This window comes from Cocleimonas sp. KMM 6892, assembly GCF_035798195.1.
GTDB classification, from domain to species: domain Bacteria; phylum Pseudomonadota; class Gammaproteobacteria; order Thiotrichales; family Thiotrichaceae; genus Cocleimonas; species Cocleimonas flava.
Genome location: NZ_JAPFBV010000006.1, coordinates 262,917 through 285,215, shown reverse-complemented (window position 1 = coordinate 285,215; position 22,299 = coordinate 262,917). Strand labels below are relative to the sequence as shown.

At 40.9% G+C, this 22,299-nt stretch carries 21 protein-coding genes; 11 read left to right on the top strand and 10 right to left on the bottom strand.

What is annotated here, in order from left to right:
* Position 1: 1 nt before the first annotated feature.
* The 4 genes from OO007_RS17100 to leuC all read right to left on the bottom strand — a co-directional run bounded on the left by OO007_RS17100 (position 2) and on the right by leuC (position 4,428).
* Positions 2-1,027 (bottom strand): aspartate-semialdehyde dehydrogenase, encoded by a 1,026-nt coding sequence (locus OO007_RS17100; RefSeq protein ID WP_131906450.1) that lies wholly within the window; start codon positions 1,025-1,027, stop codon positions 2-4.
* A 5-nt stretch (positions 1,028-1,032) separates the two neighbouring features.
* Positions 1,033-2,118 (bottom strand): 3-isopropylmalate dehydrogenase, encoded by a 1,086-nt coding sequence (leuB, locus tag OO007_RS17095; protein ID WP_325809703.1) that lies wholly within the window; start codon positions 2,116-2,118, stop codon positions 1,033-1,035.
* 229 nt (positions 2,119-2,347) lie between these two features.
* Complete coding sequence (gene leuD, locus OO007_RS17090) at positions 2,348-2,995, bottom strand: 3-isopropylmalate dehydratase small subunit (protein WP_325809702.1); 648 nt, start codon at positions 2,993-2,995, stop codon at positions 2,348-2,350.
* Positions 2,996-2,997: 2 nt separating this feature from the next.
* Positions 2,998-4,428 (bottom strand): 3-isopropylmalate dehydratase large subunit, encoded by a 1,431-nt coding sequence (gene leuC / locus OO007_RS17085; protein ID WP_325809701.1) that lies wholly within the window; start codon positions 4,426-4,428, stop codon positions 2,998-3,000.
* A 171-nt stretch (positions 4,429-4,599) separates the two neighbouring features.
* Here leuC and OO007_RS17080 point away from each other — a divergent pair, with 171 nt between their 5' ends.
* The gene (locus OO007_RS17080) at positions 4,600-5,487 is read left to right on the top strand and encodes a LysR family transcriptional regulator (protein ID WP_325809700.1); all 888 of its coding nucleotides are present in this window, start codon (positions 4,600-4,602) and stop codon (positions 5,485-5,487) included.
* A gap of 147 nt (positions 5,488-5,634) precedes the next feature.
* On the opposite strand, the gene OO007_RS17075 is transcribed toward OO007_RS17080, so the two are convergent.
* Positions 5,635-6,903, bottom strand: a complete 1,269-nt coding sequence (locus OO007_RS17075) for a leucine-rich repeat-containing protein kinase family protein (RefSeq protein WP_325809699.1) — start codon at positions 6,901-6,903, stop codon at positions 5,635-5,637.
* 348 nt (positions 6,904-7,251) lie between these two features.
* Between OO007_RS17075 and OO007_RS17070 the strand changes: the two genes are divergently transcribed.
* Positions 7,252-7,746 (top strand): hypothetical protein, encoded by a 495-nt coding sequence (locus OO007_RS17070; protein ID WP_325809698.1) that lies wholly within the window; start codon positions 7,252-7,254, stop codon positions 7,744-7,746.
* Between the two features lie 136 nt (positions 7,747-7,882).
* On the opposite strand, the gene OO007_RS17065 is transcribed toward OO007_RS17070, so the two are convergent.
* Both OO007_RS17065 and OO007_RS17060 read right to left on the bottom strand, forming a co-directional pair.
* The gene (locus tag OO007_RS17065; RefSeq protein ID WP_131906457.1) at positions 7,883-9,064 is read right to left on the bottom strand and encodes an acetyl-CoA C-acyltransferase family protein; all 1,182 of its coding nucleotides are present in this window, start codon (positions 9,062-9,064) and stop codon (positions 7,883-7,885) included.
* A gap of 331 nt (positions 9,065-9,395) precedes the next feature.
* Positions 9,396-10,196 (bottom strand): MipA/OmpV family protein, encoded by an 801-nt coding sequence (locus OO007_RS17060; RefSeq protein WP_325809697.1) that lies wholly within the window; start codon positions 10,194-10,196, stop codon positions 9,396-9,398.
* 238 nt (positions 10,197-10,434) lie between these two features.
* On the opposite strand from OO007_RS17060, the gene OO007_RS17055 reads away from it, so the two are divergent.
* From OO007_RS17055 to OO007_RS17040, 4 genes are all read left to right on the top strand, one after another.
* Positions 10,435-10,917, top strand: coding sequence for a hypothetical protein (locus OO007_RS17055; protein ID WP_131906459.1), 483 nt, complete (start codon positions 10,435-10,437; stop codon positions 10,915-10,917).
* 143 nt (positions 10,918-11,060) lie between these two features.
* Positions 11,061-11,819: a response regulator gene (locus tag OO007_RS17050; protein WP_325809696.1), complete on the top strand. Its 759-nt coding sequence runs from the start codon at positions 11,061-11,063 to the stop codon at positions 11,817-11,819.
* Positions 11,820-11,822: 3 nt separating this feature from the next.
* A complete protein-coding gene (locus OO007_RS17045; RefSeq protein WP_325809695.1) occupies positions 11,823-13,583 on the top strand; it encodes an ATP-binding protein in 1,761 nt (586 codons plus the stop codon).
* A 165-nt stretch (positions 13,584-13,748) separates the two neighbouring features.
* Positions 13,749-14,120: a VOC family protein gene (locus tag OO007_RS17040; protein ID WP_325809694.1), complete on the top strand. Its 372-nt coding sequence runs from the start codon at positions 13,749-13,751 to the stop codon at positions 14,118-14,120.
* 22 nt (positions 14,121-14,142) lie between these two features.
* On the opposite strand, the gene OO007_RS17035 is transcribed toward OO007_RS17040, so the two are convergent.
* The gene (locus tag OO007_RS17035) at positions 14,143-14,898 is read right to left on the bottom strand and encodes a 3-hydroxybutyrate dehydrogenase (RefSeq protein WP_325809693.1); all 756 of its coding nucleotides are present in this window, start codon (positions 14,896-14,898) and stop codon (positions 14,143-14,145) included.
* Between the two features lie 119 nt (positions 14,899-15,017).
* Positions 15,018-17,111, bottom strand: a complete 2,094-nt coding sequence (gene fusA, locus OO007_RS17030) for an elongation factor G (protein WP_131906464.1) — start codon at positions 17,109-17,111, stop codon at positions 15,018-15,020.
* A gap of 405 nt (positions 17,112-17,516) precedes the next feature.
* Here fusA and OO007_RS17025 point away from each other — a divergent pair, with 405 nt between their 5' ends.
* From OO007_RS17025 to OO007_RS17005, 5 genes are all read left to right on the top strand, one after another.
* A complete protein-coding gene (locus OO007_RS17025; RefSeq protein ID WP_325809692.1) occupies positions 17,517-19,016 on the top strand; it encodes a leucyl aminopeptidase in 1,500 nt (499 codons plus the stop codon).
* Positions 19,017-19,087: 71 nt separating this feature from the next.
* The gene (locus OO007_RS17020) at positions 19,088-19,540 is read left to right on the top strand and encodes a DNA polymerase III subunit chi (protein ID WP_325809691.1); all 453 of its coding nucleotides are present in this window, start codon (positions 19,088-19,090) and stop codon (positions 19,538-19,540) included.
* Between the two features lie 21 nt (positions 19,541-19,561).
* The gene (locus OO007_RS17015) at positions 19,562-19,819 is read left to right on the top strand and encodes a hypothetical protein (RefSeq protein ID WP_325809690.1); all 258 of its coding nucleotides are present in this window, start codon (positions 19,562-19,564) and stop codon (positions 19,817-19,819) included.
* Positions 19,820-20,024: 205 nt separating this feature from the next.
* Positions 20,025-21,101 carry a hypothetical protein gene (locus OO007_RS17010; protein ID WP_325809689.1) on the top strand — a complete coding sequence of 359 codons (1,077 nt, stop codon included), beginning with the start codon at positions 20,025-20,027 and terminating at the stop codon, positions 21,099-21,101.
* Between the two features lie 275 nt (positions 21,102-21,376).
* The gene (locus tag OO007_RS17005; RefSeq protein WP_325809688.1) at positions 21,377-21,652 is read left to right on the top strand and encodes a hypothetical protein; all 276 of its coding nucleotides are present in this window, start codon (positions 21,377-21,379) and stop codon (positions 21,650-21,652) included.
* Positions 21,653-21,722: 70 nt separating this feature from the next.
* Here OO007_RS17005 and ispF read toward each other — a convergent pair whose 3' ends face one another.
* Complete coding sequence (ispF, locus tag OO007_RS17000; protein WP_325809789.1) at positions 21,723-22,217, bottom strand: 2-C-methyl-D-erythritol 2,4-cyclodiphosphate synthase; 495 nt, start codon at positions 22,215-22,217, stop codon at positions 21,723-21,725.
* Positions 22,218-22,299: the final 82 nt, after the last annotated feature.

Sequence of the window (22,299 nt, the reverse complement as noted above, 5' to 3'; positions counted from 1 at the left end):
TTTAAATATAATCTCTGATGAGAACTTCAGCGATCTGAATGCTGTTTAATGCAGCACCTTTTCGTACATTATCTGCAACAACCCACATATTTAAACCGTTTGAATGAGAAATATCTTCACGAATTCGACCCACATACACAGGATCGTTATTCGCTCCTTCTGATACAGCTGTTGGATAACCGCCATCTTCACGACGATCAATGACTTCTACACCCTCAGTATTCTGTAACAACTCAGTCGCATACTCCGCCGAGATTTTGTCACGTGTTTCGATATGTACCGCTTCAGAGTGCCCAAAGAAAACAGGAACACGAACCGCTGTCGGATTCACTAAAATATCATCGTCCTCCATGATCTTGTTAGTTTCCCAAACCATTTTCATTTCTTCTTTGGTGTAACCGTTATCCTGGAAAACATCAATCTGAGGAATAACATTGAAAGCAATCTGCTTCGGATAAACCTCAACTTTCGCTTCTTTACCGTTTAATAACTGCGCTGTTTGTCCCGCAAGCTCTTCAATCGCAGGTTTACCGGAACCTGAAACCGCCTGATAAGTGCACACATTAATACGCGTGATTTTTGCCGCATCATGAATCGGTTTTAAAGCGACCAGCATTTGAATCGTCGAACAATTAGGGTTCGCAATGATTCCACGGTTGGTATATTCAGCAACCGCATGAGGATTAACCTCTGGAACAACCAATGGAATATCGTCGTCATAACGGAATTCAGATGTGTTATCGATAACAACACAACCTTGAGACGCTGCGATTGGCGCATATTCACGAGAAATTGCGCCACCTGGTGAAAATAAACCGATTTGCACTTTTGAGAAATCAAACGTCGCCAGATCTTCAACAACCAGACTTTTGTTTCCAAACTTTACACGTTTACCTGCAGAACGCTCACTTGCTAAGGCGTAAACTGTTCCCACTGGGAAATTACGCTCAGCCAGAATCTCCAGCATTACTTCGCCTACTGCGCCAGTTGCACCAACTACCGCTACATCGTATGTTTTATTAGACATGTTAATTATCCTTTTAGGGCAGCAACTACTGCATCGCCCATCTCACTTGTTGAAATCTTTTTCAGACCTTCGCTTTCTACGTAAATATCCGCTGTGCGTAATCCTTGCTTTAATACAGCTTCTACCGCTGCATCGATCTTGTCTGCCAACTCTGCTTTATCTAAAGAGTAACGTAACATCATGCTCACAGACATAATTGTCGCCAATGGGTTTGCAATATTTTTTCCTGCGATATCAGGTGCTGAACCATGAATCGGTTCGTACATGCCTTTGCCATTTGCATCTAAAGAAGCCGATGGAAGCATGCCGATTGACCCTGTTAACATTGCCGCCGTATCAGATAAAATATCACCAAACATATTGCCCGTGACCATCACGTCAAACTGCTTAGGATCTTTAACTAACTGCATCGATGCGTTATCCACATACATATGACTTACTTCAACTTCAGGATATTCCTTCGCAACACGATCAATCACTTCATGCCACAACTCCATCACTTCAAGAACGTTAGCTTTATCTACTGAACAAAGACGTTTACCACGCTTCATGGCAATCTGGAATGCAGAATGAGCGATACGCTCGATCTCAGACTCTTTATAGATCAGTGTGTTGTAACCTTGGCGCTCACCATTTTCCAATGTGCGAATACCACGTGGCTCACCAAAATAAATACCACCGGTTAATTCACGAACAATCATCATATCCAGACCAGCAACAATCTCAGGACGTAACGACGAAGCATCTGCCAACTCTTCATTAAGAATCGCAGGACGAAGGTTTGAGAATAATTGCAGATCAGCTCGAATTCCCAACAAGCCGCGCTCAGGTCTAAGGTCACGAGGTAACTCTTCGTATTCATAACCACCTACAGCACCCAATAAAATGGCATCGGCTTCTTTTGCTAACACTTGGGTAGCTGGAGGATAAGGATGACCAGCAGCGTCATAAGCTGCTCCACCGATATCACCGTTGGTAATTTCCACATCCAAACCAAAATCTGATTTAAGGGTGTCGATTACTTTGATTGCTTCTGCAACAATCTCTTTACCGATACCGTCACCGGGAAGTACTAAAATCTTCTGTGTCATTTCTCTATCCTTTCCAATCTTTAAAATTCTTTAATTAGTCGTTTGCTTTATCAACTAAACAACAATATTCAAAAAGTGCCTATAAGTAGGGGGGGGTGGCTTTTCAAGGCTCACCAAGAGCCAGAAAAGTCCATCGTAGATTCCATAAGGAATCGTCGATGTACTATGTGGGAGCTGGGTTTGTAGTCATTGAATCTCCTAATACACCCCCCTACTTTTGAAGTGTTTTTTAACTAAACAACCAAGGTGCAGTCTGTTTACGCTTCTCTTCATACGCTCTGATTTCATCGGCATGTTGTAAAGTTAAACCAATATCGTCCAAACCATTCAACAAACAATGTTTGCGCACCGGATCAACCTCAAAACTGGTAGCTTCAGCATGCAAATCATCTTTCTCGATCACTTGTTGTTTTTCAAGATCAATCGTTAGACTGTAGCCTTCCATTATTTCTGTTTCTGAAAATAGCGAATCAACTTTCTCTTCTGATAAAACAATCGGCAAAATGCCATTTTTAAAGCAGTTATTGTAGAAAATATCAGCAAAACTCGGCGCTATTACCGCACGTATTCCATAATCTTCCAGAGCCCAAACCGCATGCTCACGTGATGAACCACAACCGAAATTTTCTCGCGCCAATAAAATCGAACCACCTTGGTAACGCGGCTGATTCAAAACAAAGTCTTTCTTAAGTGCACGCTTGGAATGATCCATTCCTGGCTCGCCCGTTTTTTCATAACGCCAATCATCAAATAATGTCGGTCCAAAGCCTGTACGGCTAATCGACTTTAAATATTGCTTAGGAATAATCGCGTCGGTATCCACATTCGAACGATCCAATGGGATCACTAAACCTTTATGTACTGTAAACTTTTCCATGACTATACCTCCGCTCTTTCTAAGTCGCGCACATCAGTAAAGTGCCCGTTAATGGCAGCCGCCGCAGCCATAGCTGGACTTACCAAATGTGTTCTTCCGCCTTGTCCCTGACGCCCTTCAAAGTTTCGGTTTGACGTCGACGCACAACGCTCACCTGGCTCCAATTTATCGGCATTCATCGCCAAACACATGGAACAGCCCGGCTCTCGCCATTCGAAACCGGCATCAGTGAAGATAGTATCCAAACCTTCATCTTCCGCTTGTTTTTTGACTAAACCAGATCCCGGAACAACCATCGCCAAGGTTACGTTATCCGCAACTTTATGCCCTTTAACAACCGATGCCGCCTCGCGCATATCTTCGATGCGTGAATTGGTACAAGAACCGATAAAAATCTTATCGACAGCAATCTCATTGATTGATTGCCCTGCTTCAAGCCCCATGTATTTAAGTGCAGAAGCAATGCCCTGACTTTTAACCGCATCATCTTCTGCCGCTGGATCAGGCACTTTCGCATTAACCGACAGCACCATCTCAGGTGAAGTTCCCCAAGTTACTTGTGGCTCAATACTACCTGCATGAATACGAACGATTTCATCGAATTCTGCATCATCATCTGATTTTAAGTCTTGCCATGCTTCAACGGCTTTATCCCAAGTCTCGCCTGTCGGCGCATAAGGACGACCCTTGACGTAATCGATAGTTTTTTGGTCTACCGCAATCATGCCCGCACGCGCTCCACCTTCGATAGCCATATTACAAACCGTCATACGACCTTCCATAGAAAGATCCATAATGGCTTCACCAGCAAACTCGATCGCACAACCTGTGCCTCCCGCTGTACCGATTTCACCAATAATCGCTAGCACGATATCTTTAGCAGTGACACCAGGGCCAACTTTGCCGTCGACACTGACTAACATGTTCTTCATCTTCTTTTGAATCAAACACTGAGTTGCCATTACGTGCTCAACTTCAGAAGTTCCGATACCGTGTGCCAATGCACCAAACGCACCATGCGTAGACGTATGTGAATCGCCACAAACAACCGTCATACCGGGTAAAGTTGCACCCTGCTCTGGGCCGATAACATGAACGATTCCCTGACGGATATCATCCATCAAGAATTCATTGATTTTGTATTCTTCACAGTTCTTATTCAGTGTTTCAACCTGAATCTTGGCAACAGGATCAGAGATACCCGCCGTACCATTGCCGCGATGGGCTTTAGTCGTCGGTACATTATGATCAGGTACTGCAACAATTGAATTGGTGCGCCATAGATCACGATTTGCCAATCTCAAACCCTCGAAGGCCTGTGGCGATGTAACCTCGTGAACCAGATGTCTATCGATATACAATAATGAAGTACCGTCTTCTTCACGGACCACATGGGAATCGAATATCTTGTCGTAAAGTGTTTTTCCTGACATAAAATTTACCTTTCATTAACTAGTCGTAGGGCATTTAAACGTATAAAAAACCAACAGCGCCCAACTTATCTATCATTCGGGCGAGTTTACTCTTAATACTTATATAACTATAATTGTATATTTTCATAATTTTCATTCCAATTAGTTATATAGGATTTGCATTTCACTTTTATGGATATTTCAGCCTACAAAGCCTTCATCTCAGTTGCCGAATTAGGTACCTTTTCTAAAGCGGCGGAACACCTTTATATAACGCAACCGGCGGTTAGTAAACGTATAGCGCTATTAGAAGACCAACTCGGTAGCAAATTGTTTGACCGTGTTGGTAAACGCGTGATGTTAAACGAAGCGGGTCGCGCACTGTTACCAATTGCTGAACGCATTCTGCAAGACATGAAAGAATCACAACGCGTTATCGACAACCTCAATGGCCAGGTCAGCGGTGAACTATCACTGGTCACCTCACACCACATCGGCCTGCATCGTTTACCCGATATCTTAAAAAACTTTACCGAAAGTTACCCACAAGTGCGATTAGATTTAGCTTTTATGGATTCTGAAGACGCTTGCCACGAAATTGAAAAAGGCCATTTCGAATTGGGTGTCGTGACCCTCCCATTAAGTAATTCAAAACGTTTAAAAATCACGCCACTGTGGAATGATCCATTAACGATTGCCGTATCTCCCGATCATCCGCTAGTAGCAATATCCAAAGACAAGGCTATTAATCTTTCTGAACTTGCCAAACACAGCGCTATTCTTCCTGCGGTAGGCACTTACACCAGAAGTGTTATCGAGAAACCGGTGATACAGAAACAAGGTGCGTTAGATGTGATACTGGAAACCAACTATCTCGAAACTATCCGCATGATGGTCACCATCGGCTTAGGCTGGAGTGCATTGCCCAAAACCATGCTCGGCGATGATTTAACGGAGATAAAAGTAAAAGGTCTTAAAATTGAAAGAACACTTGGTATTGTGCAACACGCTAGTCGCAGCTTATCGAATGCTGGTAAAGCATTTATAGAGATACTGGAAAAGCATACGCCCGACAATTAGTGTTAAGTCACCCCTACTTTTGAAGGATATTACGTTTTTGTTTTTTTAAAAACGTAAATAGAATTTATTCAAAGCTAGGCTTTTTTTACAAAATAGTTTTTTACAGAACAGTTTTGTTAAAGATAACTTATCAAGCAAGAATCTAAATTAACCAGTAATCTTTCGCTCAAGATTCTTGTAAGTTTCACTGGCTTTATCTTCTTCCTGACACACACTCAATAAATCCTCAATAAAATAATTTAAAGCACGATGTTCAATCTGCTTAATTTGAGCCTGTTGTTTTTCATTCAGCATGTGATACATCGTCGCAGCACCAAAGTCTCCAACAATAATATTCGCTTTTTCATCAAACAAAGCATTGTGCGCATACAAGTCTCCATGACACACCTGACTGGAATGCAAATGGTGAAAGACATCTTCCATTTGCCCCACTATTTTCTGAATTTGCGCTATCGACAAGAAAAAATCATCAGGAAAGGTATCGCGAGTACACGTTTCAAAATTCGGTGGTTGACCCAGATTATCAAAATGCGGCGGAATCAAACTCATGATTAAAGCGAGATAGCTTTTTCCATTCAACCCGATTTCATTTACTTGAGCCAAAGACTCCACCAGATTTGGATGATTGCCTACTTTCAAACAGGCATTCAATTCATCTTTTGGATAACCATCACTAGTGACTTCGCCTTTAAATACTTTAACCGCAATATCGTTTTGAAACTGTATATGATACTCAGTTTGCTGCTGATTCCAGCGCGCTTTGGAAATCACGCCAGACGCGCCACGACCAAGTTCTTCTAGCAACTCATAACTATTTGAAGGTATTTCGGGAGCTGACTTGATCTCAATATCCGAATAACTAAATGGATTGCCCGAAAATGCAAACCACGCAAGTTTCGGCAAACCCAGCAATTGATCAGGACACTCCGTCAATTGATTCGCTGAGATTCGGACTAATTCTAAATTAGTAGATTTCGCTAAAGTTTGCGGTAACTCTGTTAACCGATTACCTGCCAATGCTAATTTTTGGAGTCGAGGTCGCTCGCCCAAAGAATCAGGCATTTTAGCAATCTGGTTATCCGTTAATATCAACCAACGTAATTTTGGCGGAAATGCGTTCTCAGGAACGTGTTTTATTTTATTCGATTTGAAACCAATCATTTCCAGATTCAGGCATTGCCCAAGCACTTCTGGTAATTCTTCGAAGTCATTATCTGAAACAAACAGGATTTTAAGCTTCTGCAATTGCACCAATTCTTCGGGTAATGAAGACAAGTTATTGTTGGTTAAATCAAGGATTTCCAAACTATCCGCCAGAGATAGAATCTCCATAGGAAATGACGTTAGATTTTCTGACAATGATAGACGTTGAATGCCTGAAAGTTCACCAGATTTTAATTGGGAAAGGGTATGCAAAATAATGAATCCAGAAATGGGTAGATACGAAAGGGCGGGAGTTTACTAGAAAACAGAGTAAATAGTGATAGCAATCAAAAAGGTCTCTATGCTAATTATCAGCTTAGATGTTATCCACCCCCCCCTACTTATAGCGGGTTTTTCATTCATCTGGCATAAATAGTGAATCTGTTAAATTACTGCTTACATTAATTTGTATACTAATTAAACAATTTCAAAGAAACAAAAATGCTAATTCTTTTTGTCGTAAGTCTGTTTTTCTTCTGGATGATTTATCGGGAGATCAAAAGCCATCAAGCACTGGATACCTTTTCCAAAGGTTATATAGCCGTGTTGTTTATACTCGGCGTGCTCTCGTGCAAACCGATTCTCGATCACTGGCGTTTTGAAAGTCTATTATCTTCTAAAGCCACGTTACTGGCTGATGGCAAACCCGCCCATGTTAAATGCGCTACGGTATTTCAATCGGTCTATGACAAGTTTGGGCTTGCCGGCACAGGCAATCCAGTAACGGGGGAAATCGTACTGCAATACCCCACCTGTAATGATTTACGTGATTATCTGGAAGATCCTGAAACGGCAAATACAAGAGAAATCACCAGCCTCCATGTGTTCACCCACGAGGCTATGCACGTTCGCGGCGAAATGAACGAACAAAAAACCGACTGCCAGGCCATCCAAAGAAATGTCAGAGCAGCCAGAATGCTAGGTGTGCTGCATCACGTCGCTGAACAAAATGCGCGAGATTATTACGATGGTGCATATAGGTTTCATCCCTATTTTAGTGACAAATGCGCGAAGGGTAAGGAGCTGGATGAAAACCTGAGTGAAGCGATTTGGTAATCTTTTCGTACTAAAGACAAAAGTCACCCCCCTACTTTGGGGTACTTTTTTACGAGTTTCCAAAAATATTAAAGATCACCCATAAAAAAGGGCAAACTATTGTTGCCCTTTTTTGATCAGTTGATATTGAATGTTATTACAAACGTTCAAATACCACTGCAATTCCCTGACCACCACCGATACACATTGTCACTAGTGCATGCTGGCCATCAACACGCTCAAGCTCGTAAAGTGCTTTAGTTGCAATGAAAGCGCCTGAACAACCGACCGGATGACCTAGTGCAATCGCGCCGCCATTTGGATTGGTCTTATCCATATCTAGCTCTAAACCTCTTGCCACTGCGATAGCTTGTGCAGCAAACGCTTCGTTTGATTCTACAACATCCATATCCTGAATCGTCAAACCTGCTTTTTTCAACGCTAATTTAGACGCTGGTATAGGACCTTCACCCATAATCTCATTCGGCACACCTGCAAGGGCGTATGAAACAATTCTTGCGATAGGTTTCTGTCCCGCTTTTTCTGCGGCTTCTGCTGCGGCGAGCACGAAGAATGCAGCACCATCATTGATACCGGATGCATTACCCGCGGTTACTGTGCCGTCTTTTTTAAATACGGTACGCATTTTACCCAGCGACTCCATGCTGGTACCCGGTCTTACATGCTCGTCGGTATCAAACGTCACTTCACCTTTACGTGTTTTCATGGTGATCGGAACAATCTGCGATTTAAAGCGACCTTCTTCAATAGCCTGCGTTGCACGACGATGTGATTCCACAGCCAATGCATCTTGCTCTTCTCGAGTGATACCCCATTTTTCTGCAAGGTTTTCTGCGGTTACACCCATGTGCCCCACACCGAATGGGTCAGTCAGTGCCGATGTCATCATATCAACCAGATGCGTATCACCCATACGCGCGCCTGTACGCATCGCAGGAGACATATAAGCGCCGCGTGACATAACCTCTACACCACCACCAACGCCGTAATCACAATCATCGAGCATGATGGATTGCGCGGTTGAAACGATTGCCTGAAGGCCAGAACTACACAGGCGGTTAACCGTCATCGCGACAGAATCCATCGGCAAGCCAGCTTGAATCGCAGCAACACGGGATACATAGGCATAACGTGAATCGGTAGGAATACAGTTACCTACGGTGACATAATTAATATTTGCAGGATCAACCGTTGAACGGTTAACCGCTTCTTTCATGACCTGTCCGGCTAATTCATGAGGTTCTATCTGGCTTAACGAACCACCAAAACCACCTACGGCTGAACGAACGGCACTTAACACTACGACATCACGACTCATTTTTGATTCTCCTCTTTGTTATTTATTGTCTTAAGTTTCAGTCAAAACTTGGCTGTAAATAAACCATAGCAAACAAATCATAAAAAAATTGGATTAACAGCTGATTATAGAGATAAGCACAAAAGCACTGTTTTCTTTTTAATCATTAAACAGCGCTATGCTAGGCTCGGTTAACGTTTAAACTCCGCAATATAAGAAAAAAACAAAAAATATGAATAAGAAATCAAAACAAGAAAAATAGATAAGAAAAAAGTAGGCTTCATGTTTCAAAACCTACTTAACTACTTAATATTTTTATCAAACGAACATGCCGCGCGTGTCAGTTTTTGAATTAAAACCAGTATGTCACACCAAGGTTAGCCACTACGTCATAATCCTTATCGTTGGTTAATGGACTATTACGCATCGCGTCATCTCGCTTCTCGTATACAAGCCCCGCATCAAATGAAAAGTGCTTGCTGAGATTCAGTTGTGATTCCACTCCAATATAAGGTGTCGTCGTAGCTGCCGCTTTATAGGCCGCCCGAGATGCTGTCGTTTCAGATGCCTTAACACCGTAATAGTAATCGGCGGTTTTGTTATTCTGATATTTAACACCGGCTACTCCTGCAACCTTAAACTCACGCTTACCATTCCAGTGATCTGCATGAGGCTCAATACCCCCAAATTTCAAATCAGCAGAAAAGCCTTTACTCGCGTATACATCACGGGTCGCCTCAAGCGCCAGTGGACCGTATTTGGTTTTGAGCATGGCACGTGCGCCAAGGTCGAGCGATGCTTTGCGCTTATCCATTCCTTTAAAGAATTTCAGATCTTTGGGATCGATGGCACCATTATTACTTTTGCCGATAATTTCGACGGCGTATTTATCTGTCTCCAACAGACTATAAGATAGCGCTTTGTTATCGATATTAAACTTCTCGCCACGATATTGAAGCCCCAAGGATGCGAAGGCATCGGTATCTTTTTGTTTATAACGACCGATTTCATTATCTACATTGAGTGACACACCCCAATCAGCAGATGCGTGAGTTGTCAGTAGGCACATGCAACTTGTAGCGATGATTAAACGTCCTTTTTTCGCGATAGCTCTAGTAATGCGTTGGTCGATGTTTTTTCTAAAGTGTTTCATGTTTTTTCCTCGTTAATAGTTTTGGATAAAAGTTAAATCTGAATTAAAAACTTCGAGGAAATAATAAGATGAAGCACACCCCTGATCTGTTGCTGCATGGTTATGCTTTTGTTGTGATTTGTAGCCGAGCAAGGGTGTTTGTTACAAACCGATACATTTCAATAACATTCTATAAACAGACGTTTTGATTGAGTTTTAGCATTATAAGGTTTCACTTTATTCGCTTAGGAAACCCAAAATGAAAACTCAAAGAATACTCATCTGCGCTGCACCTGTTATCGCTCTGACACTGGTTGCTCTATGTTTAACCGCGTGTTCAGGACAATCGCCCAGGGTAACCCCGGGTAAATTAGAGATATCAGAAAATGTCACGACGCATAAAGGCAAAATAACCAATATCATTCAATTATCCGAGAAAGAAGCACCGCCAGAAAAAGTACTAGTAGGCGTTATCTCAGGTGCTGTCATCGGACACGCGATTAGCGAAAATGGATCTGACGAAGCGCAGGAATTGGTTACGGCTATTGGCGCAATTGTGGGCGAGCATGTTGTTATGAACAACTATGGGAAAACAATTTACCGTTTACAATTACTTCTCGATAACGGTACGATCAAGGAGGTTTATGTACGTGGTGGCTCTTATACTATTGGAAAATATACCAAAGTAACCGTGCATAAACACCATGGAGATATTACTTCGCTCGTATCGTTACAATCATAAAAAATACGTGCCTATATTAATTCTTATTTACACCCCCCTACTTACGGGCACTTTTTTATTATACGAATACTCCTGTACTCTTATGGTAATAATTGTAGTAATAATGAATCGGTTTACGTAACTGTAACTAGCAATAACCAACAATGAATACTGAAAGCAAAACGATCAAACCCTATAACGACATCTTACTGGTAGAAGATGATGTCAGGCTGTCTTCATTAATCGCAGAATACCTTAGCCAGAATGGCTTAAAGGTTGCAACGCAATTGCGAGGAGATGATGCGGTTGACGACATTATTCAACAACAACCGGATTTAGTAATACTGGATATTATGCTACCAGGACTAGATGGTTTTGAAGTCTGCAAACAAGTGCGTGGAAAATATTCTGGCCCCATCTTGATGATGACCGCTAAAGACGAAGAGATCGATCAAGTAGTTGGCCTGGAAATTGGCGCGGATGATTATGTGGTAAAACCGGTACAACCCAGATTGTTGTTAGCGCGTATAAGAGCTTTATTGCGCCGAAGTGCACCCCTCGCTGAGACAGAAAAACATCAAAATAAAACGGCAAACAAACTCGATTTTGATTCATTGGTAATTACCAAAAGCTCGCGCAGCGTCACCATCAACACAAAATCTGTTGAGCTCACCACTACCGAATTTGATTTGCTCTGGTTATTGGCGAGTCAGGCTGGAGAAATTCTAAGCCGAGATCAAATTAGCGAAGCGCTTTCTGGTATCGAATATGACGGTTTAGATCGATCTATTGATATACGCATTTCACGATTACGTAAGTTGCTTGGTGATAACACCAGTAAACCACAAGGCATAAAAACAGTCCGTGGCCAGGGTTATCTTTTTGTGGCTGATGGCTGGGCGTCACTGCACAGCCAGGCTTGATCAATGATTAAATTATTCATCACTCTGTACATTATGGTACTGGCGTCTTTTGGCCTTTTCATAGGCTCTGGTGTGATGCTGGACTATTTGGGCGATAAACTCATCGCCAGCAGCAATATCGAAAGAGATATAACGCAGGGTACTTTTAATTTACTCGATCAATCTATTCATGGATTAAACGAAGGTCAAACCAGAGACTTGATTAAAGAGTATCAACGCGAATTTGGCGATGAGTTTGGCATAACAGATATTTCACAGATCACGCTGGATAAGAAACAAACCGTTAAACTTCAAAAAGGTGAAATCGTAATCCTCGATCATTCGACACATTCTGATGATTCATCTGACCTTGTAGAAATGGGAACTGATGAAGATATTAAGAATAAAAATGAGAACGAAGACGAAGACGCTCATAATATCCTGTATCGAAAAATACCAGAGTCGAACAAAGCCTGGAGAATAAATCTGGATATAGACTCTGCAGTTGCCATTAATGACCAAGGAGTAAGTACCACAATAAAAGGCGGGCAATACGCTGAAGGCATGCTGTATTTGATACAGAAAGAACTTTCTCAAGTTCCCTTAAAACAGTGGCCCGATGTGATCAAAGAGATTCAAATGCACTTTGGTCTTACGCTTAAATTAACTAATCTTGATGACATCAAAAAATCACTTAGCAACCCTGCTGAACAATTAGTAAATTTATTAGAAGGAAAAGTTATAAACAGCACCCAAGGGAGCAATTACACAACTTTTGTACAAAAAATAAAATCTGACATCCTAAGCAAATATCCAGACAATGGATCAAGCGCTAATGAAAATTTAGCGATTCAGGTCGGCCCCATAGAAATCCCGTGGTTTATCCGTAACTTGCCAACTCTGATCATACTTGCATTTGTTTTATCCATTGCAACAGCATTGTTTCTTTGGCTGTTGCCGCTTTGGTCTAATTTACAAAAAATCAAAAAGGCTGCCATTGAATTTGGAAACGGCAATTACGATACCCGTATTCCTACACGTAAACGCTCATCGATTGCTGATGTTACGACTGCATTCAACAGCATGGCAGAACGTACTCAAGACAGTATTCGATCGCAAAAAGAGCTCACTTCTGCGGTTTCACACGAGCTAAGAACTCCCGTAGCACGTATGAGATTTGCTCTGGAAATGCTGGAAAACACGGATGATCAAAAAGCCAAACTGCGTTACAGCTCTGATATCAATGATGATATCGACGAACTAGATCAACTACTCGAAGAGCTTTTAAGTTATGCCCGCTTTGACCAATCAACCACACGCTTAAATGTACGTATGGAAAAATTATCTCACTGGCTTACGGAGAGTATGAATAAGCTCATGCCATTAGCTAACGATAAAAAACTTAATTATCAAATTATTGGCATAGGCGCGAACGAAAGCGCATCTTTTGAACCACGTTTATTGTCCAGAGTCCTAGATAATTTGGTGCAAAACGCCATTCGTTACGCGAAGCACAACATTGAAGTGACTTTGTGCAAAGACAATGACCATTACTTGCTTATCGTCGAAGACGATGGTTGTGGCATCCAAAAGCAACAGCGAACAAAAGTGTTCGAAGCTTTTTCACGTCTGGATGCAAGTCGAGACAAAGCCACCGGAGGCTTCGGTTTGGGCTTAGCGATTTCAGATAAAATTATCAAAGCCCATAATGGAGAAATCAAAATTCGAGAATCTGCATTGGGAGGAGCCAGATTTGAAGTCTATTGGCCACTTAAGATACAGTAGACTAAATTCAATTTATTAGTGTCTAATTTCTAGCTATTTTAGAGATTAAAAAGCCACCCCCCTACTTTGAGGCACTTTTTTTACGCTATCTAAATATAGTTAAAAATATAGTTAAAAATATAGTTACAAATATAGTTACATTAGTTATTAAACCGAGGAATTCTCATGATCATCGACCACATAGGTATAGCAATATCGGATTATGAAAAAAGTCTTGCTTTTTACACCAAGGCCTTGGCGCCTTTAGAACTCTTTCTGGTAATGGAAGTTGAAGGTTGGGCAGGATTTGGCAATAGCAAAGAAAAGGCAGAATTCTGGTTTGGTCCAGACGAGAAAGCGCAGAACCCAATGCATATCGCATTTTTAGCTGAGAGTCGCCAAAAGGTGGACGAGTTTTATACTGCTGCAATAGAAGCAGGAGCAACATGCAACGGCGAGCCAGGAATTCGAGAAATCTACCACCCCAATTATTATGGTGCGTTTGTGATTGATCCTGACGGGCATAATATCGAGGCTGTTTGTCACAGCCCCGAATAGTGATTTACCAGAAGACAGGCTTCTATTTAGCCGTCCAACCGCAATCGATTTTCCAGTTAGATCCGGTAATTGATGAGCCTTTATCAGAACACATAACAAGTACCAGATTAGCTACTTCATCAGGCTCTATCAAACGTTTTATTGCAGCAGGTTCGAGCATGACTTTTTCAACCACTTCTTCTGCCGTTATATTGCGTGTTTGCGCCTGATCTGCAATCTGGTTTTCTACCAAAGGCGTACGCACATAAGCAGGGCTAAGTGCATTAACAGTAATACCGTACTCCCCACCTTCTAAAGCCGCTGTGCGCGTTAAACCAATCAAACCATGCTTAGCCGATACATACGCCGATTTAAACGGTGAAGCAATCTCACCATGCACAGAAGCGATATTGATAATACGTCCCCATTTTTGCTTTTGCATGGTTGGCCATGCATAGCGCGTTAAGAGGAAAGGTGCAGTCAGTAAAATATGAATCATTTCATCCCAGGTATCTTCGGGAAAATCTTCAATAGGTGAAATATGCTGATAGCCACCGTTGTTTACCAGCACATCAATTCGACCAAATGTTTTTAAGGTTTCATCGATAAGGTTTTTACAGGACTCACGGCTAGCTAAATTAGTCATAGTAAAATGACAGCCTAAATCAGCCGCCAACTGGTGACCAGTATCCTCATTTAAATCTGCGATAACGACATCATAGCCTTCACCAATTAACGCCTCGACACACGCTTTACCAATACCGCTTGCTCCGCCCGTAACTATTGCACATTTTTTCATTATTAAATCCCTATAAGACGTAAATTATTTAATTGCCATAAAAATATAGCAAAAAAAAGCCCCGACGAATCGGGGCTTTATTAATACAAACTATATAAACACGAATGTTTAAGAGTGTATTACTTCTTCTTTGCTTCAGCTCTTTCGTGAGCTTCTTTGATAACTTCTTCAGCAACATTCTTCGGACAAGGCATGTAGTGTGAGAACTCCATAGAGAACTGACCACGACCAGATGTCATTGTACGTAAATCACCGATGTAACCAAACATTTCAGATAGAGGCGCATCAACTTTGATACGTACACCTGTTGGACCTGGCTCTTGTGACTTGATCATGCCGCGACGACGATTCATATCACCAATAACATCACCAACGTGATCTTCTGGAGTGAATATATCGATCTTCATGATAGGCTCGATTAATTGAGCACCCGCTTTAGGCATAGTCTGACGGAAAGCACCTTTTGCTGCTAATTCAAATGCCATCGCAGATGAGTCAACCGCATGGTAAGCACCATCCATAAGCGTTACTTTTAGGTCCAAACAAGGGTAACCCGCAAGTACACCATTATCCATCATACCCAAGAATGCTTTTTCGATTGCAGGCCAGTATTCACGAGGAACATTACCACCTGTTACTTTAGATTCGAACACATATCCTTCACCAACTTCTGCAGGCTCAAGGATGTAGTCGATTTTACCGAACTGACCAGAACCACCAGATTGCTTCTTGTGTGTATAGCTGTCTTCAACGCGCTGTGTAATTGTTTCACGGTATGCAACCTGTGGCTTACCTACTTCAACATCTACACCGTGAGTACGCTTAAGGATATCGATTTTGATATCTAAGTGAAGCTCACCCATTCCTCTAAGAATTGTTTCACCTGAATCTTCGTCAGTCTCAACGCGGAATGAAGGATCTTCTGCAACCATTTTACCAATCGCAACACCCATCTTCTCAGAACCACCTTTATCTTTTGGTGATACTGCGATAGAAATAACCGGATCAGGGAAAACCATTGCTTCAAGTGTAGAAGGATGCTTTGGATCACAAAGTGTGTGACCTGTTTGAACATTCTTCATACCAAGAACAGCAACGATATCACCTGCTTGTGCAGATTCTAATTCGATACGATCATCAGCTGACATTTCAACGATACGACCAATTCTTTCAGTCTTACCTGTGAATGAATTCAATACAGTAGAACCTTTCTCTAGTTTACCTGAGTAAACACGTAAGAAAGTTAATGCACCGTAACGGTCATCCATGATTTTGAATGCTAAAGCACGTAATGGCTCATCAGCGCTAACAATTGCATATTCGCCTGTCTCTTCACCTTCTTCATCCGTTAACGGCTGAGGATCAACTTCAGTTGGATCTGGAAGATAATCAACAACTGCATCAAGCACTAACTGAATACCTTTGTTCTTAAATGCAGAACCTGTGTAAGTTGGGAAGAATGCTAGATCACGAGTACCTTTACGGATACATTTTTTGATAACGTCCATATCAGGCTCGTTGCCTTCAAGGTACTGTTCCATTGCATCATCGTCTTGCTCTACAGCAGTTTCAATAAGCTTTTCACGGTATTCTTCTACCTGATCAACCATATCTGCAGGAACATCCTGGATCTCGTATTTTAATGGATCGTCAGAACCATCCCATACCCAGGCTTTACGTGTAAGTAAGTCAACAACACCTTTGAAGTTGTCTTCAACACCAATAGGAAGAACCATCACTAAAGGATGCGCACCCAGTACGTCTTCAACCTGCTTTACAACTCTGAAGAAATCAGCACCAATACGGTCTAATTTATTTACAAAGATAATACGAGCAACTTCTGATTCATTTGCATAACGCCAGTTAGTTTCTGACTGAGGCTCAACACCACCAGATGCACAGAATACACCTACGCCACCATCTAATACCTTAAGTGAACGATATACTTCAACCGTAAAGTCAACGTGACCCGGGGTATCGATGATATTCATGCGGTGATCTTTCCAGAATGCACTTACCGCAGCTGACTGGATTGTAATTCCGCGCTCTGCTTCTTGTTCCATGAAGTCGGTAGTTGATTCACCATCGTGAACCTCACCAATCTTGTGAATTTTACCTGTAAGACTCAGGATACGTTCTGTTGTAGTTGTTTTACCAGCATCAACGTGTGCGAAGATGCCGATATTACGATATTTTGATAGGTCTGCTGACATGACTATACTCTGTGTTATTACTCTTAATTAAAAGTTGTAGTCAGGCTGTATATGAATCACAGCAATAACTACGCTTTGTTTAATGCTTATATTTTTTAGTGGCCGTATCAAATCAGCACACCAAATTATAGGCGAGTCGAAAAAACGCGATATTATATAGTAAAGCACTTATATGACATAGGAAAAAGAACAATCATTTTCTGTTTTTTTCTAACGGGTTTACTTCACAGAAAACTTATCCAGATAGCCAACTCAATATTAGCTTCATTATTCAGTTTATTCTTGAGCTTCGCTCCTTTAGAATTCCCCAATAAATAACCACCAAGCATTGTCGATTTTAAACATGAACTAGATTCATATTATGATTGATTAACATCTAAATAACATCAACTCACCGGATAAAAAATGCAATACACAATAAATAATTCTGACTCTCCAGCAAACAATCAAGACGATTGTATTGTCCTGCCTGTCTTTAGCGCCGATGAGAGCGCCGAACTTCACCTGGCTGCGAAAAAAGTAGATATAGCCTGCTCTGGAAAAATAAGCAAATTCATTGATACTGGAGACTTCAAGGGAACCCTTGAAGAGACTCATATATTTTATGCACTGGATGGCGTTAAAGCTGCAAGAGTAATGCTCGTGGGTTGCGGTGATAAAGATAAGTTTGATACAGCAAGTCTCAATAAAGCAACCAAGGCAGCAGCAAAAGCACTCAAGTCATCAACCCTATCTTCTGTAAGTCTTTATCTTGCTGATGCCTTCAAAGCGAAAGAAGTACAAAACGCGGTTACTCAAATTATCATTGCCTACGCAGACAATGAATATCAATTACTTGATTATAAAAGCGAGAAGAAAGACCCAAGCAAATTAGATAAAGTTAGCATCGCATTTACCAAACCATCAGATAAACTTTCTGAAAAAGCAGAGCTTGGTATCCAGCATGGAGCATCAATTGCGAAAGGCATGAAGCTATCACGCGATCTCGCCAATCATCCGGGCAACGTTTGCACCCCTACCTATATTGCCGATGAAGCAAAAGCTGTCGCTAAGGATTATTCATCAATCAGCATTGAAATCCTCGAAGAAGCTGACATGGAAAAACTTGGTATGGGGTCATTTTTATCTGTCAGCAAAGGCAGTGACCAACCTGGAAAAATGATTGTTCTTGAATACAAAGGCGCTAAGGACAAAAAGCAGGCACCTATTGCGCTAGTTGGCAAAGGAATAACATTTGACACAGGCGGAATTTCTTTGAAACCTGGTGCAAACATGGATGAAATGAAATTCGACATGTGTGGCGCTGCAGGAATGTTAGGCACTTTAAAAGCCTGTGCTGAGATGAAATTACCTTTAAATGTTGTTGTCGTTTTAGCTGCGGCAGAAAATATGCCGAGTGGCAGAGCATCTAAACCTGGCGATATCGTTACGTCCATGGCTGGAAAAACGATCGAAGTATTAAACACAGATGCTGAAGGTCGATTAGTCCTATGTGATGCCCTCACCTATGTTGGTAAATATAAGCCAGAAGTTGTAATTGATGCTGCAACACTTACCGGCGCCTGTATCGTAGCGCTAGGACATCATATTTGTGCGGTTCTATCAAACGATGATGATTTAGCCGGAGACATCATAGACGCAGGAAACTCCATTAATGACCGCGCTTGGCAATTACCGATGGGAGAAGACTACAAAAAGCAATTAAAAAGCTCTTTCGCCGATTTAGGCAATATTGGTGGACCACCAGCGGGAACAATTACAGCTGCATGTTTTCTAGCAGAATTTACTAAAGATTATAAATGGGCTCATCTGGACATTGCAGGAACAGCCTGGTCAGGAAAAGACTCCACCGGAAGACCTGTTCCATTGCTATCACAATATCTTATTAACAGAGCTTTCAATTAAACAGACTGCTACCTATTCTGTTACTTATTTAAAGTGATTCATTTGAAACAAAAACATAGCCTCGAAAATACATGACCGAAATAAACTTCTACGTCAGCAAAGAACAAGGACTAGAACATAGACTTGCTGTTGCATATCGTTTAATTAATCTAGCGATAAATAGAAATCTTTGTGTTCATATTCATACAGGCTCTGAATCACTGAGTAAGAAAGTAGATGATTTTTTATGGAGGAATGAGGCTACAAGCTTCATTCCTCATTCAATTATTTCTACCGAAGACAGCTCTACAGATGCTGATAAGAAAAATAGCAAACTAGACAAAATAAGTATTTCTCACAATTTTGAGCCAATTGAAAACTGTGACTATCTAATAAATATGTCGACAGAACGCCCTTCATTTTTCTCAAGGTTTACTAAAGTTGCTGAAATATTGGACACTGAGGATGAAATAATAACCGCCGGTCGCAAACGATATTCCTTCTATCGAGATCGCGGATATACTCTTGGATACCATAAGCTATGACTTTCGATTTATCGATTTATAATGAAAATAACCCTAAATATACCAATGGTGACCAACCTGGTTGTCGCTGGTGATCCCAGACTCAAAGCTAAAGCTGTTGCAGCTAAAAAAAAGAGTATGCGTTCGAGCACCTTACATATTGATGAATTAAATCAAAGAATAGACGAACTTGAGACAGCAATTGGTCAGGATAAGTCGGGACCTATTGGCAGAGCTTTTGCTATAAGGGCAGAAACTAATAGAAAGCCTAAATCCAAAAGAAAAGTTAACACTGAATAAATAAAAAAAATGATAAACCAATTTTCATATACCAGACATAAATCAAAAAAATATAATTACATTTTAGTTACAATAAATGCCTAATTTTATAAGATTAATATGAACATTTTACCCCAACAAGCGCACTGATATTAAACCATAACTTTTGAAATCAAATAGATTTCGAATAGTCATTTATAAGCAAATTTGATAGGATATCACTGCTATGAAAAATCTTGCCATACATCAGGCTTTACGTCTGGACAAATACCCTGAAGAAATGGCATGGCTTTGTTTTCCCGATTCCGAACTACCAGAAGGCACTACTGAGCTACTCCGCTTATGTACCTCAAAAAAACAATTAGAAGAATTTGCGAACGTACATAACCTGGAAAGTGATGAACTTCATCATGCCCTGCTTAACTTTGTAGAAAAAGCGATGGTAATAGATGGAAACAGTGACGAGAAAATACTGGGAACGAAATTAGTCAATTCTACATTTACCAATCGCAACCAATCAGAAGAAACATTAAAGCTGCACTATCAACTTTTAATGAAAATTTTTCACCCCGATGTAAATTCAGACCCTAAAGCTACTCACTTTTCAACGCTAGTTACCAATGCCTACACAAATTTAAAACAAAAGCGCAGCGATCAAGAAGAATTAATCACCGTATCTGAATACCGAAAACCACCTAAAAGTTTTTATAATGCAACTCAGAAAACAGAGATGCAAATTTCCAATACAAGAAGTGCAATGGCCGTACTTTCAGCCATCACCATCTTCACTTTAGTGGCAATGGTAGGACATTTTTATGATCCTGCAAACCCTGAACTTATCACCACTAATATAGAAAACCCAATTCAAGATCCAGAATCTATCGGGCAAACTAATCCAATTAGAAAAGCAGCGATTAACACGGCAATTGAAGTTTCTGACAGCAATTTGCAGTCTATGCTTCGAAAGCTCGAAAGTGCCTATGAAGATGGTCGCGTTGATATCATCAAACCAATACTTGCCAATACACCTGAAATAAAGAATCAAACAGATCAGCAACTCACTGATAAATTAGAAACGCTTTTTGAAATCACCAGTGAAAGAAAAATGGTGCTATTTGATTTTGACTGGAAAAATACTTCTGGTGAAGTCCAAGGCAAAGGAAAATTTCTTTCTCGCTACCACCTAAAAGGTGAAGAGCGATGGTTAACCAGAGAAGGCATTGCTACAATTACCCTTTTAAAAGACGGAAATAAATTAAGCATTAATCAGCTAGAGCTAGAAAACAGTTCGATTGAACAGTAATTCATTTTCCCACCCTCGTTTAGATATTTTATTATTAACTTTTTCAGTTACAGCGGCATATTATCAACGTTTTATATATTTCTGACATCCAGGTCAACTCACTTCAAAAGCTCCTTAGCAAGTATAAGCTAGAGCTTAGAATCACCAGCTCTTCCGAAGAAATACCAGGCAGTTACTGGGGAGACTCTGAAGCCGGTCTAATCAACAATCAACTGTTTGTTCGTAACGACACTCCGCTGCACTCAGCCCTTCATGAAGCTTGTCATTTTATTTGCATGGACCGCCAACGTCGAGAAAACCTCGATACAAATGCCGAAGGTGATTATGATGAAGAAAATGCAGTATGCTATTTACAGATACTGTTAGCCGATGAAATACCAGAATTGGGCAGACTAAAAATGATGTCGGATATGGATGAATGGGGCTATACATTCAGACTTGGTTCCGCTAAAAACTGGTTTGAGAAGGATGCAGAAGATGCTCTTGAATGGTTAGTTTCATTCCATTTATTAGATTCTTCGAATCAACCTAATTATCAGTTACGACAATAGAACCGCACGACCTTTCCTAATCAGGAACAGAAAAATACTCGATACATGCTAGCAACATACTCGCACTTTTCTATTTAGTATCTCTTTCGAATTTTTGCAATAAAGCAGAGGCATACACTGCAATACCCTCCTCTCTACCTGCAAAACCCAAACCTTCAGTAGTCGTTGCTTTGATGCTAATTCTATCAAGTGATACACCAAGGTCTTCGGCAATAACTTGTCTCATCGTCAATATATTCGGTGCCATTTTTGGGCTTTGCGCCACTATCGTACAATCACAATTTGATAGCTTATAGAATCGTGAAGTTACCAACTTGTAAACACTCTTAAGTAGCACTCGACTATCAATATTTTTAAAATCAGAATCATTATCCGGAAAGTGCTGACCGATATCGCCCAACGCTAGTGCACCAAGTAAGGCATCACACAAAGCATGAATAAGAACATCACCATCCGAATGCGCTAAAAGCCCACGTGTGTGCTCTATTGTTACACCACCCAATACAATGTGATCGCCTTCTGTAAAAGCATGTACATCATACCCATTACCAATTCTCATCATCAGCCATTACCCGTAATTTATTGTGCTTTTATCTATATGTTTCTGTTTATGTGTTTTTTATTTGCAGTACATTCTTTTAAATTAA